Below are 13,734 nucleotides of genomic sequence, written 5' to 3'. Positions count from 1 at the left end.
GTATTAAACTAAAAAAGAGGCTATCCTCTTTTTTAGTTTAATACGGTATTTATTTATAAAATACTTCCAAAATTAAGGTGAAAATATGTTAATATTTTGTTATTGTAATTCAAAAACATATACATTGATGTAGAGTTTTATATTATTATTCGTGAATAGTTATGTAGTATGTTCTAATTTCTATTTCGTTATTAAAAACAAAGAGATCAGATGTGAGTGGTATTAGTTGGAAACAAGGCTTGCATAGAGCCACTTAAAGGGATTGCAGTATAATAAGGTACGAAATAATTAGGGAGATGAGAAGCTACTATTTATAATTAGAACGGTATAATATTGCTTTTTATTACAAATAATATTATGTTATTTTAATCGGTCTATTCAAAAAGATAATTTATGTAATGGGCTAGTATTAGAAAATGAAATATCTCTATTTCTATGAAGAGAAACAGGTTGTGTTTTAGTCAGATAGAAGCAAGGAGAGATGCGCATGCTAGAACAGAGAGGTCATGCATTATATGACTCTTCATTGCGAGATTTAAAGTTAGCATTAGATGAGTCTTCAATTGTTGCAATTACAGATCGAAAAGGTCTTATTACATATGTAAATGATAAATTTTGTGAAATCTCTAAATACAAAAGAGAAGAATTAATTGGAAAAGATCACCGTATTTTAAATTCAGGACATCATCCAAAAACCTTTTTTCAAGATTTATGGAAACGTATTTTGAATGGGAAAGTATGGACAGGTGAGATTCGGAATCGAGCAAAAGATGGTACATATTATTGGGTCAAAACAACAATTGTTCCATTTTTAAATGAAAAAGGAGAGCCATACCAATTTATCGCAATTCGAAATGATATTAGTAGTAGAAAAGAAGCGGAACATAGATTGCGGCTAAGTGAAAGTCGTTATAGGGAACTTGCCTATCATGATGCTTTAACGAGTTTGCCTAACCGTTTACAATTAATAACGACCGTTAACGAATTGATTGCAGATAAAAAAGAATTTGGTATGATTTACTTTGATTTGGACCGTTTTAAATTAGTAAATGATACATTAGGTCATATGATAGGGGATTTACTTTTAAGTGAAGTTGCTTCAAGGTTGCATTATGTACTAGGAGAGAAAGATGTTCTGGCTAGGCTAGGTGGCGACGAATTTGTGCTGTTAACAAAAAATCATAGACAAGATGATATGAGTCAGTTAGCGACATCTGTATTGTCATGTTTTCAGGCACCATTTATGCTGGAAGGCCATGAAGTATACATTTCAGCTAGTCTAGGACTTTGTTCTTATCCACAAGACGGACAAGATGTGGAAACGTTATTGAAAAACTCTGACTTAGCTATGTATAGTGCAAAAGAACAGGGGAGAAACGCTGCGTGTTTCTTTACAGATGAGCTACGCGCGAAAATAAATCGTAGAATGAAAGTTGAGTTTGCTTTGCAAAAGGCAATTCGTGATGAAGAGTTAGATGTAGCATTGCAGCCTATTATTGATTTGAAAACGAAGAGATATTCTGGTATAGAAGCTCTAGTACGTTGTATGACAGAAGACGGACCTATTTCACCAAGCGAATTTATCCCTGTAGCTGAAGAGTCTGGACTTATTATAAAACTAGGAGACTGGGTATTAGAAAAATCATGTCGCTTGTTTAAAACATTGCCGAATTATCAAGAAGGACTAAAGTTATCTGTGAATTTATCTATACAACAATTAATGCAGAAACGTTTTATTTTATCAGTACGTAGCATTTTAAAGAGAACTGGTTTTCCTCCGAACCGTTTAATATTAGAAATAACGGAAAGTATTGCAGTCCGCCATTTTGATTATATTATTGCTACATTACAAGAATTAAGAAATATGGGTGTTTTAATTGCTTTGGATGATTTCGGAACTGGCTATTCTTCCTTATATTATTTAAAACAACTACCACTGGATATTGTAAAAATTGATCGTAATTTTATTCGTGAATTTCATTATGATCACGCACAACCAGAACGAACGATTGTAAAATCCGTTATTGAAATTGCTCATAGTTTAAATTTAGCAGTAGTTGCTGAAGGAGTAGAAACAGTAGAGCAAGAGAGTTTGTTACAATCAATGAGCTGTGATTATGTACAGGGATTTTATTATGCGAAACCTTTATCTGTAGGAGAGCTAAAAGAAAAGTTAATTACAGATTTTTAATAAAAAAGAGAAGCCAGCAGCTTCTCTTTATTTAATCCGTTTTTTGTGAGTCTTTCATTAGTACTGGATAAAGAATAAGACCTAATACGAACAATCCAATTCCTAAGAAGAACGTTTTTAAATCAGCAGTTCCCGTTTTGATAACCCAAATGGAGTATACCAACGCCAATGTAGTAATGATTCCATCTTTTACTCGAGATCCTGGCAGTATATCATACGTTTCTCCTGTAATAACTAATTTTAATTGGTACAAGGTAGAAACAAGGTATGGAATTAAATAGGCTAATGTTGCTACGACGATAGCGAAACTATACGCTTCTGAAACAGTACCAGAAATCGTTGAAAATAAGAAAATTTGCGTCATTACATTTGTAATCAATAATGATTTTGCAGGACTACCTTTTTTATTTGTTTTCCCGAAAAACTTAGGGAAAAGTCCATTTTTTGCTGCCTGGTAAGGTACCTCTGAACTAACAACAATCCAGCCAACTGTAGATCCAAATAAAGATATAAGAGCGAGTAAAGCCATTATATATGCACCTTTATTTCCAATTGCTAAATTTAATGCGTCTACTAATGGTTTTTGAGACTCTTTTAAAGCATCTTGCGGAAGAGCTCCCATTGTAAGTAAAGTAATTGACATGTAAATAAGAAGAGCGATAATTAATCCGAAAATCGTAGCTTTTTTTACATCGCGCTGTGATTTTGCACGATTAGAAAGCATAACTGCTGATTCAATACCGATAAATGCCCAGAGTGTTGCAATAGCAGCTGAATTGATTTGTCCACCTAATGAGATTGATTGTCCAGCTTCATTCATAAAGGTTTGACCGTCTCCGAAATTAGAGGCGTTGAAAATGAATAATGTAATTACAATAAACATTGTAAATCCAATAATTTTTGCAATGGTAGCAAGTAGATTCATGTTTCCAGCGCGATCAATATTTTGAGAAAGAATATATTGAATTCCCCACAGCATAAGGCTACATACGAGGAAAGTTAATCCTTTTCCGAGTTCCAGTGAAAATCCATTTATTGAAAAAAGAATTTGCTTACTTTGTAAAACTGGAAAGAATGTTGATAAATATCCAGCAAAGGAAATAATAACAGATGCTGTTGCAGCCCAGTTAGCAGCCCAATATCCCCATGCCATACTATATCCTGCAACTTTACCAGCTTTTTTTGAAGGAAACATCGCTTGAGCATAGCTTTGTGGTCCAGCTTTTAATTCTGGTTTCCGAATCGCTAAATTTCCAAATACAAGTGCAATCATAAATACGCCAAGGCCTGTAATACTCCATGCGAGTGTAGAACCCATTGGCCCTGATACTTGTGCTAAATTTGCCGGAAGCATAAATACGCCACCGCCAACCATATTCCCGATAACAAATGCTGTTAAAACCCATAATCCCCATTTTTTCGTTTCCATTTTTGTTAACTCCTTTGTAGTAAGTTTTGCTTAAACATCATTTTTTACTAGCTTTTTGACAATAAAAAAAGAGCCATGTAGATAAAAAAATACCTACATGGCTCTTTCGCCAAAGCGTAGGTACAACGGGAATAACCCTTGTACCTACGCGTAATTTTTCCGCTAGGTTTCAAGGGTTACGTATGATGATGATGTTTTTGTGCAAATGTAACTACAGTTGTTGTATAAGTAAGCATAGTTCTTTGCTCCCTTTCTCCTCTGATTTTGAAGTTAGTATACTACATGTTTTTTTGAATGAAAAGAAAAATATAAAAATTTTTATAAAAATACGTTTTAAAGATTAAATATTTACCTATATTTTTCTTGTACTGGAAAATAAGTGAGAGATTGGCAGAAGAGTGAAGCATGTTATAATACATATAGAATTAGAAGGTGACAAGGGGCTATTGTAGATGATGAGTAAGTATGAACAAATTTATACAGAAATCAGTAAATCTATTGATAATAAACAATTAAAAGAGGGATGCAAAATCCCATCAGAAACAGAATTAATGAAGCAGTATGAGGCAAGCCGAGGCACGGTAAGAAAAGCTGTAGATTTACTGCAAGAGCGTGGATATGTGCAAAAAATTCATGGAAAAGGTGTTTTTGTTTTAAAGCGAAAAAATATTGAATTTAATTTTGGCGGTATTGTAAGTTTCCAAGAAGAAAATGAACGTTTAGGACGTCATTGTATTACGGAAGTTGTGGAAATGGACAAAGAAAAAGCCACAAAAGACATTGCGAAATTATTAAATGTAAAAGAAAAAACAGAGATTGACCATATTAAACGTGTACGAAATATTGATGGAGAAAAAGTAATTTTAGATATAAATCATTTTGTATCTGAGTTTATTCCAGGATTAACGAAAGAAATTGCAACTGCATCGATTTATAAATACATCGAGAAAGAGCTTGGGCTACATATTAGTTATTCGCAGAGGGTAATAGAAGTACAGCCATGTACAGAGGATGACAGAAAGTATTTAGATTTAAATGGAACAGACTATGTTGTCGTTGTGAAAAACTTTACACATTTGTATGATGGAAGTCAGTTTGAATATACAGAATCACGCCACCGTTTAGATATTTTTCACTTTTCGGATGTGGCACGCAGGAAGTAAAGAGGTGGAACAAAATATTGTTTCATCTCTTTTTTTTATAAAAAAAACACAAACTCGTATATACGAGTGTTGACTAACTTATATATACGAGTTAATATGTAATTGTAAACGGTATCAAAAAAAGAAAAGAGGGACGGGAATATGGGGAAAGACTATCGTAAAACAGCAGAGGAAGTGTTGCAGTATATTGGTGGGAAAGACAATATTGAACAAGCTGCACATTGTGTGACGAGGCTCCGTATCGCTTTAAAAGATGAAAGTAAAATAGATAATGATAAATTACAGTCTGTTTCATTAGTGAAAGGAGCGTTTCATAACGCTGGTATATTTCAAGTTGTAATTGGTCCAGGGGATGTAGATCGTGTTTACGCTGAATTGATAACGCTTGCAGGTATGAAAGAATCGACTGTAGCGGACGTAAAAGACTCTGGAAATCAGAAGTTAAATCCAGCTCAAAAGTTTGTAAAAATATTTTCGGATGTATTTATGCCGATATTACCAGCGATCGTAACAGCTGGTTTACTAATGGGTATTAACAATCTATTAGGCGCAAAGGACTTATTTTTTGATGGGAAAAATTTATTAGATGTTTATCCGAACTTAGGCGGGCTTTGGGATTTAATTAATATGATGGCCAATACAGCATTCGTATTCTTACCAGCACTTGTCGGTTGGTCAGCAACGAAGCGTTTTGGTGGTAGTCCAATACTAGGGATTGTTATGGGATTAATGCTTGTGCACCCGGCCTTATTAAACGCTTGGGACTATGGAAAAGCAGCGACTGGTTTAGAGGGTCAAAAGATTGAGTACTTCAATATTTTAGGACTATTCCAAATTGAGAAGGTAGGATATCAAGGACAAATTTTACCTGTTTTAGTAGCAGCATTTGTATTAAGTAAAGTGGAAATTTTCTTAAAGAAACATGTACCAAATGCAATTCAATTATTAGTTGTACCAATTACAACAATCGTTGTGACAGGTGTGTTAGCACTAGGAATTATCGGTCCGGTTACACGTCATATTGGAGATTTATTAACAGTAGGATTAGTAGGTGTATATGAAACAGTACCAGTAGTTGGAGCAGTATTATTTGGAGCGTTATATGCACCGCTTGTAATTACAGGTATGCATCATATGTTTATTGCAATTGATTTACAATTGATTGCACAACATGGCGGGACATTTATTTGGCCGATGATCGCTCTTTCTAACATTGCGCAAGGTAGTGCGGCACTTGCGATGTTCTGGATTTCTAAAAATCAAAATGATAAAAGTATGGCATCAACATCAGCCATTTCAGCATACTTCGGTATTACAGAACCAGCGATGTTTGGGGTGAATTTACGAAATAAGTTCCCGTTCTATGCAGCGATTATAGGATCTGCTGTGGCAGCGATATTCATTACATTAAATGGTGTATTAGCGCCTGCTATCGGAATTGGCGGATTGCCAGCATTTATTTCTATCATTCCGAAATCGATTCCAATGTTTATTGTAGGAATGATTATTGCAGTTGTAATCCCGTTTACTTTAACATGGTTATTTGCAAAAAGAGTCAAACAGAAGTAGGAGGAAGTTAAACATGAAGGATTGGCATAAAAGTGTAGTCTATCAAATTTATCCGAAGAGCTTTAATAGTTATTACAATAGAGAAACCGGGGATATAAAAGGTGTTACAGAGAAACTAGATTATTTAAAAGAACTCGGAGTGGATTATATATGGTTAACACCGATATACCAATCACCACAAAATGATAATGGATATGATGTAAGTGATTACTACAGCATTGATCCATCTTACGGAACGATGGAAGAGTTTGAAGAACTTTTAGCAGAAGCGAAAGTACGTAACATTGAGATTATGCTTGATATTGTTGTAAATCATAGTTCGACTGAACATAAGTGGTTTAAAGAAGCGAAGGAAGATAAAAATAGTCCATATCGTAATTACTATATTTGGCGTGATGAAAAAAATAATTGGCAGTCTAAGTTTGGTGGATCTGCTTGGAAATATGATGAGAAGACGGAGCAATATTATTTACATTTATTTGATGAAACACAAGCTGATTTAAATTGGGAAAATGAAAAACTTCGTGAAGAAGTATATGATATGATGCGTTTTTGGCTGGATAAAGGAGTAACAGGATTCCGATTAGATGTCATTAACTTAATTTCAAAAGACCAATGTTTCTTAAACGATGAAGGTAGTACTGCGACAAGTGATGGACGCAAGTATTATACAGATGGTCCGCGTGTTCATGAATATTTACAAGAGATGAACCGAAATGTTTTTGCAGGAAAAGATGTAATTACAGTTGGAGAAATGTCATCTACGACAATTGATAATTGTATTAAATATTCAAACCCTGAGCGTAATGAATTAAGTATGACGTTTAGTTTCCATCATTTAAAAGTAGATTATCCGAATGGTGATAAGTGGACGAAGGCTGATTTTGATTTTATTAAATTAAAAGAGATTATGTCTAGCTGGCAAATTGAAATGCAAAAGGGCGGAGGATGGAATGCGTTATTTTGGTGTAATCATGACCAGCCTCGCATCGTGTCACGCTTTGGTGATGATGGAAAGTACCGAAACGAATCTGCAAAAATGTTAGCGACAGCCATGCACATGCTGCAAGGAACGCCTTATATTTATCAAGGGGAAGAAATCGGTATGACGAATCCTAAATTTGAGTCCATCGAGCAATATCGTGATGTGGAATCGTTAAATATATACGATATAAAGCTAAAAGAAGGGCTATCAAAAGAAGAGATTATCGGGATTTTAAAGCAAAAATCTCGTGACAACTCTCGCACTCCGATGCAGTGGAATGAAGAGATGAACAGTGGTTTTACAACAAGTACACCTTGGATTTCAGCGGCTGAAAACTTTAAAGAAATAAACGTAGAGAAGGCATTAGAAGATAAAGAGTCCGTATTTTATCATTATAAAAAGTTAATAGAACTTAGGAAAACGTATGATGTAATTACAGAAGGAGAATATGCTATTTTGGATAAAAATGATCCTAAGATTTGGGCATATACTCGTACTACAGAAAGTGAAGTGCTGCTTGTTATAAATAACTTCTATGGAGAAGAAATAACGTACTCTGTACCAGCGCACGTTCAATTAGATGGAATGAAACAAGAAATACTACTGTCGAATTATAAAGATGCTAGCAAGGATATTACAAAACTTAGCTTAAGACCATATGAATCAATTGTGTATCGATATACGAAATAAAAAGGTTGTATGCCCATGCGGCATACAACCTTTTATTTTAGGACACCACTGTACAAAATGTTTACCTCTACCTCAGGTTTGAATTTTACTTTTGCATAATCTTTATTCCAATTTTTCTTCTTCCATAAGTCAGGGTGGTAGGCGATAAGGTGTCTGCCGATACCGAAAGCATCACAGTTTGCTTTTTGTAACTTTTTCGTTATCTTTTTAGCTTCTTTCGTAAGTTGTTTAGACAATTCTTTATTTAGTTTTTTTCTTTCATCCATTTTGTAAAGATTATCTCTCGGAGCTTCAAGCGCTATAACTTTTAGTTGGAGCTTAATGTGAGCATAAACATTTCCTTTTTTATCTGTTGTTATTTTTAAGTCTCGTTTTAACTTTCGGTTGCTAATTTCCATTGTTAAATAATCAGATGTTTTCTCTGATTCATCGCTAGTAAGCTTCTGGGTTATACGGGCACTTGTTCCCATTTTTCCGGTTAATAATACGAATAAAACAGATTGTTTCAAAGGTAAATGCCCAGTTAATTTATCATTGTTAAATAAAGCTAGACCGTTTGTAATTACTTCTTTTCCTTTTATTTTTATAGAAGGGAGGGTAAAGTCTTTACCGGGATCTAACATTTTTGTAGCAGCTGTCTCTAAAGTTTCTTTTGGAAATACACTCATATCTTCTAAGCTTTTCACTTTTTTCTTTAGAAAATCTCCAATTAGTAAATTTCCTACTTTCTTTTTTTCTAGTATCTCGGATGTTTCACCATCTACTGCAATAAGTTTTACTAAAGCAGTTGGGTTTGTTGGGTCCCGAAAGCTGACATCTAAAAAAGGTAATATACCTTTTTTTAGGATTTTGGTTCCTAGTAATTGAACACCATATTTAAAATAACGAATATTCCCAGTAACATTTTTTTTTAGGGCATCGCTTGTATCCCTTATGTTATGCCCCGTTGCTGAATGTATTTCATTTTCGAATGAAGATTGCTCTCCGCTTGAACTTTTTACGAGCTCGATTGTTTGCTGGAGTTGATTCTCTTCCGTAATATCAGATCCAATACTATAAGCTAACCTTGCCTCCCTTAATGGTTCTTGATCCCAGCATCCAGAAAGGAGGGAACTACTACATAATACAAAAAGTAATTTAACTCTTTTTTTGAACATACTGTTCTCCTTTCTTATTTCGTATCACAGAATAAAGTAGAAATAAAAGAGGAAGGACAACTATGAAAATATAGGTGAACTTATCAGTGAAAGTTGAGATTACTTTTAATTCTTCAGGTGTATCTATAAATAAGGCTACACTAAAAGCAATAATACCAATGATTGGAACAGCTTTTTTATGATTAGCAAGATTGAATATATGTCCTATTCCGATTGAAGCAGCGCAATAATAACTAGCGATAGAAGCTGCAACAGTTATCATCCAAATTGGTATAAATAGTAAATCAGTTCGGTCTATAATTCCGATATGTAAGGAGCGTAATAAGTAAGCAACTGGTTCTGGAATAAGCTCAATTTGTTTTGGACTAAATACGATAAAGCAAATCCAAACAGTAAAAGTATAAAAAAGTGTTACAAATCCATTAGCGATAGAAATGGCCTTCAGTTTTGCGACAGAACTGCCATTTACTTTTGGAAAAGCGATAAGAATGATTTCAAAACCATACATGGCTGTAATTGTTTCCTTGGATGCTTGAATTATATTCCACCAGCCGGCTTCTGTAATGGGAAAAATATAAGAGAAATCAGCTCGGGAAAGCCCTAGGGCAATTAAAAGGGCCATTGGAATAATGAGGATAGAGGCCATGACATAAAATCGTACGATGACTTTAAATGTATTATAGGCTATATAGCAGCAAGCTATCGTAAATAGCATGAGAATGGCAGACCAAGGAGTAGCTTGTAATATCCATACTTTAATGACATTACAAGCATTCAACATAACCGTCATACCAATAAGCGTAAAATAAAAAACATAAGCAAAACCTAATAGTTTTCCAAACTTATTACCAAATAGCATACAAACGCTTTCATACATATCTGCATCAGGAAATCGCTTTAAGAAAAGCCACATAAGTAAAATAATAAGTTGAATTGCAAGCCCAGCGACGAGAGCGGAAATCCATCCACCTCCTTTTGCTATTGGGTGAAGACGGTTAGGTAGAGAAAGGATACCAACTCCGATTTGGCATTGAATAACGAAAAAGGTAAATTGAACGAGCGAAATTTTACTTTGCGTGTTTGTCACCGTCCTCATCCTCTCTCGTTACATGTTGTCGTTGCATTTTTTTCGGTTTTGGATCATGTGGTCGTTCCCAAAACGACCAAATTGGAAGTCTTACGAAAGAATCTTTCATATCTTTTATCCGCATCGGGGCAACAGGAGAAAGATATGGCGTATGAAATGAATGTAATTGACATAAATGAACGAAAGTTATAATTAGACCGAATGATATTCCGACGTATCCGAATATAGCAGCAAGAATCATTAATGGAAAACGAAGAATTCGAACTGCTGAACTCATATCGTTTGATGGAACGAGAAAAGATGAGATGGCAGTTAAAGCTACAACAATAATCATCGTATAAGAAACAAGTCCAGCTTTTACAATTGCATCACCAATTACTAAACCACCTACAATACCGATTGTTTGTCCAACTCGGCTTGGTAAGCGAATACCAGCTTCCCGTAATAATTCAAAGATTAATTCCATTAAGAGAGCTTCAAAAATAGGAGGAAGTGGTACTTTCTCTAATGAAGCTTTAATTGTATACACAAGTTCGAGCGGCAATACATCAGGATGAAAGGCTACGGTTGCGATATATATAGCTGGTAAGAGAAAAGCAATCAAGAAACTCACTAAGCGAATCATTCGGACGAAAGAACCGACAATCCAGCGGTTATTATAATCGTCTGGTGATTGATAGAAAGCAAATAACGTAACAGGAACGATAAGCGCTGTGGGATCTCCATCAGATAAAATAGCAACTCGTCCTTCCATTAAATTTGCAGCGGTCCTATCTGGACGCTCTGTATTTAATTGCTGCGGAAATGGTGAGAAAGACGTATCCTCTATAAATTCTTGTATATATCCTGGAGGCATAAGTGCATCTGTCTTAATCGTTTCTAACCTTCTTTTTACTTCTGTAACTAAATCGTCATTCGCTATGTTTTGCATATAAGCAATTGCCACTTTCGTATGCATTTCTTCACCAAGTGTGAAATATTTAACGACGATATTTGGACTTTTTATGAGCTTACGAATCGAAGCTAAATTAGTTGCTAGATCCTCTACAAAACCAGTATGTGGACCGCGCACAATCCCTTCATTATCAGGCTCTGCTATATCTCGCTTTAAAGATAAAGCTGTTTCGAAAATAAAAAAACTGTCGACGTGTTCATGAAAATATAAGGATTTACCTTGTAATAAAAGCTGCACACCATAATTTAAATTCGTTTCTTTTTTCATATTTAATGTGGCAAAAGCTTTATCTAAAGCCAAATCCGACCGAGTTAATAAAGGCTCAAGAGCTAATTGGTGAATCAAATTTGGGTCTGCTAAAGATTCGATATATAAGATTGTTCCTTTTCCGTTTTGAAATGGGACATCTAATTTTTTTATATCATCTGAGTGACATAGCTTATTTTCAATGTAATTAATATTTTCCGGAAGTGATGGAAACATATGCTTTTGGCCCGTACTCTCTTGTTGTTCTTTTTTCTCTGTCATAATTTCCACCTCTTTTAGATAAAGTTACTTCTGTTAATTTTTGCTTTTTGTGAGAAATTTATGCTTGGATTATTTTTGACAAAGTAGCTTGAAAGTTACGTTACGTCATCTTTTATACTATAGAAAATAGGGTATAGGGGATGATATAAATGACTTTGAGGGATATGTGGGGATGGAAAGAAATTTTATATTTATTTATGTTTGTATTTGTTATTGTTCCAGTAACTGTTGAATCTCTTTTTTATAAATATATTTTAGAAATAATAGGTAACTCACTATATGCTGGAGTATTAATGGGCTTTATAATGGCAGTGATATTTACTACTGTAGTTTATCTTTTTTGTATCAAAAGATATAAACTCTCGTGGAAAGATATTGGAATTCGGAAGCTTTCATGGAAAGATCTTTTATGGACAGTTGGAGCGGTTATTTTCTTAATTGTAGCTAGTATTGCTGTATTAGTGATAATGGAGAAAATGGGTATTTCCTTTGAAAATAGTAAGACGGAGACGGTCCAAAATGATAAATCAATCTATTCATTCTGTATCGTGGTAATTGGAGCAGCAATTATATCACCAATCTATGAAGAGATTTTATATCGAGGTGTTTTTTATACATTTTTTCGTGATAGATATGGCATGTGGGGCGGTATGTTTATTAGTTCCATAATATTTACCGTTGTCCATATCCCTACATATAACACATTACTGGTGAATTTTTTGAGTGGGGTAGTATTTGCATGGTTATATGAGAAAACAAATTCTATTTTATCAGCTATGATTGCCCACGCATTATTCAATTTCATAGCAGTACTTCTAACATTTGTGTCGAATTAAGAAGATATATAGGAGGGATATATATGGAAATAGCTGTAGAACGTGTTTTTACGAAAGAGATTTTAAAAAGAGCAGCGAATTTGTTTCATGTAACAGTAGAAGAAAAGCCACTTGGAGATTTTGAGAATTATATTTTTAAGGCGAAGGGTGATAATGATGAAGATTATGTATTACGTTTAACACATTCTTCTCATCGTTCTAAACAAGAGGTAGAGGCTGAACTAGATTTTTTACGATATGTTGCGGAGAATGGGGCAAAGGTAGCAGGACCTCTTTATTCAACGTCTCGAAATCTCGTAGAAGAAATCGTAGCAGAGGATGGGACTTTCTTTTTCGCTTCTTTATTTATATATGCAAAAGGTGAGCAAGTAAAAGGAGCAGAATCGCCTTATTGGGGAGATGCTTATTTTGAAGCGTGGGGAAAAGCGATTGGGCAACTGCATCGCCTTACAATGGATTATCCTAAAACAGACTACCGTGATACGTGGGAAGAAGACGAAAGTGGAATTGTTAATGAATTAGAAGATGGTCAAGTGAAAGAGATTGCAGCGGTATTAATGGATGAAATTAAGGCTCTTCCAGTTGAAAGAGAAACGTTCGGTCTTATGCACGGTGATATTCATCAAGGCAATTTTCATTATGATGGTAAAGAGCTAACAATCTTTGATTTTGATGATGCTGCTTATAATTACTTTATACATGATTTAGCGATGGTTTTATACTACTCTGTTCTATTTACACCGTGGACAGCAGAAGAGAAGACAGATTTTGCTCGTAAACAGTTACAAGTGTTACGAAAAGGATATGAGTATGAGCACAGGCTGGCGGATAGTTGGTATGAATCGTTACCACTATTTTTACGTTTACGTGATATAGGTTTATATGGAACGCTTCAAAAGAAGTTTAAAGGGAAAGATATGCCTGATAACTTCTTGAAATTATCAGAAGAGCTATACGAAAGAATTATTAAAAGAGAAGCAATTGTGAATATATAATACATTTAGTTCAAAACAAAGTATATAAAACAAATATATACTTTGTTTTTTTATACAAAAATATGTTTACTTTATTAAAATAATATTGTCCTAGATTCGGTATACACTTATAATTTTATATATATTCTGAATATTCTTTATAAAAAGGA

The 13,734-nt window shown here is 34.4% G+C and carries 10 protein-coding genes; 6 read left to right on the top strand and 4 right to left on the bottom strand.

Features of this window, described 5'->3' with window-relative positions; genetic code table 11:
• Positions 1-487: 487 nt before the first annotated feature.
• Positions 488-2,191 carry a putative bifunctional diguanylate cyclase/phosphodiesterase gene (locus DN401_RS22600; RefSeq protein WP_000893345.1) on the top strand — a complete coding sequence of 568 codons (1,704 nt, stop codon included), beginning with the start codon at positions 488-490 and terminating at the stop codon, positions 2,189-2,191.
• A gap of 31 nt (positions 2,192-2,222) precedes the next feature.
• On the opposite strand, the gene DN401_RS22595 is transcribed toward DN401_RS22600, so the two are convergent.
• On the bottom strand, positions 2,223-3,620 hold the full coding sequence (locus tag DN401_RS22595; RefSeq protein WP_000448441.1) for an amino acid permease: 1,398 nt from the start codon (positions 3,618-3,620) through the stop codon (positions 2,223-2,225).
• Between the two features lie 452 nt (positions 3,621-4,072).
• Between DN401_RS22595 and treR the strand changes: the two genes are divergently transcribed.
• From treR to treC, 3 genes are all read left to right on the top strand, one after another.
• Positions 4,073-4,783 carry a trehalose operon repressor gene (treR, locus tag DN401_RS22590; RefSeq protein ID WP_000987240.1) on the top strand — a complete coding sequence of 237 codons (711 nt, stop codon included), beginning with the start codon at positions 4,073-4,075 and terminating at the stop codon, positions 4,781-4,783.
• A 141-nt stretch (positions 4,784-4,924) separates the two neighbouring features.
• On the top strand, positions 4,925-6,352 hold the full coding sequence (treP, locus tag DN401_RS22585; protein ID WP_000513942.1) for a PTS system trehalose-specific EIIBC component: 1,428 nt from the start codon (positions 4,925-4,927) through the stop codon (positions 6,350-6,352).
• Between the two features lie 13 nt (positions 6,353-6,365).
• Positions 6,366-8,027, top strand: a complete 1,662-nt coding sequence (gene treC, locus DN401_RS22580; RefSeq protein ID WP_000656141.1) for an alpha,alpha-phosphotrehalase — start codon at positions 6,366-6,368, stop codon at positions 8,025-8,027.
• 32 nt (positions 8,028-8,059) lie between these two features.
• Here the strand turns inward: treC and gerKC are convergent, their stop codons facing one another.
• The 3 genes from gerKC to gerKA are packed head-to-tail and all read right to left on the bottom strand — an operon-like array spanning position 8,060 to position 11,754.
• Positions 8,060-9,184 (bottom strand): spore germination protein GerKC, encoded by a 1,125-nt coding sequence (gene gerKC / locus DN401_RS22575; protein ID WP_149287938.1) that lies wholly within the window; start codon positions 9,182-9,184, stop codon positions 8,060-8,062.
• A complete protein-coding gene (locus DN401_RS22570; protein WP_000185798.1) occupies positions 9,165-10,271 on the bottom strand; it encodes a GerAB/ArcD/ProY family transporter in 1,107 nt (368 codons plus the stop codon). The genes gerKC and DN401_RS22570 overlap by 20 nt, the downstream gene beginning before the upstream one ends.
• Entirely contained in the window at positions 10,252-11,754 is a 1,503-nt protein-coding gene (gene gerKA, locus DN401_RS22565) for a spore germination protein GerKA (RefSeq protein WP_000136669.1), read from the bottom strand. Before gerKA ends, DN401_RS22570 begins: the two co-directional genes overlap by 20 nt.
• A 149-nt stretch (positions 11,755-11,903) precedes the next feature.
• Between gerKA and DN401_RS22560 the strand changes: the two genes are divergently transcribed.
• A complete protein-coding gene (locus DN401_RS22560; RefSeq protein WP_000175182.1) occupies positions 11,904-12,590 on the top strand; it encodes a CPBP family intramembrane glutamic endopeptidase in 687 nt (228 codons plus the stop codon).
• Between the two features lie 23 nt (positions 12,591-12,613).
• On the top strand, positions 12,614-13,585 hold the full coding sequence (locus DN401_RS22555; RefSeq protein ID WP_000401644.1) for a phosphotransferase enzyme family protein: 972 nt from the start codon (positions 12,614-12,616) through the stop codon (positions 13,583-13,585).
• The last annotated feature ends 149 nt before the right edge of the window (positions 13,586-13,734 follow it).

It is taken from the genome of Bacillus sp. BF2-3 (genome assembly GCF_008368795.1).
GTDB lineage: Bacteria > Bacillota > Bacilli > Bacillales > Bacillaceae_G > Bacillus_A > Bacillus_A cereus.
This window is presented reverse-complemented; position numbering and strand designations above follow the sequence as displayed.

Coding starts and splice junctions, on each gene's coding strand:
- DN401_RS22600 (WP_000893345.1), top strand. CDS start 488: ATGCTAGAACAGAGAGGTCATGCATTATATGACTCTTCATTGCGAGAT.
- DN401_RS22595 (WP_000448441.1), bottom strand. CDS start 3,620: ATGGAAACGAAAAAATGGGGATTATGGGTTTTAACAGCATTTGTTATC.
- treR (WP_000987240.1), top strand. CDS start 4,073: ATGATGAGTAAGTATGAACAAATTTATACAGAAATCAGTAAATCTATT.
- treP (WP_000513942.1), top strand. CDS start 4,925: ATGGGGAAAGACTATCGTAAAACAGCAGAGGAAGTGTTGCAGTATATT.
- treC (WP_000656141.1), top strand. CDS start 6,366: ATGAAGGATTGGCATAAAAGTGTAGTCTATCAAATTTATCCGAAGAGC.
- gerKC (WP_149287938.1), bottom strand. CDS start 9,184: ATGTTCAAAAAAAGAGTTAAATTACTTTTTGTATTATGTAGTAGTTCC.
- gerKA (WP_000136669.1), bottom strand. CDS start 11,754: ATGACAGAGAAAAAAGAACAACAAGAGAGTACGGGCCAAAAGCATATG.
- DN401_RS22560 (WP_000175182.1), top strand. CDS start 11,904: ATGACTTTGAGGGATATGTGGGGATGGAAAGAAATTTTATATTTATTT.
- DN401_RS22555 (WP_000401644.1), top strand. CDS start 12,614: ATGGAAATAGCTGTAGAACGTGTTTTTACGAAAGAGATTTTAAAAAGA.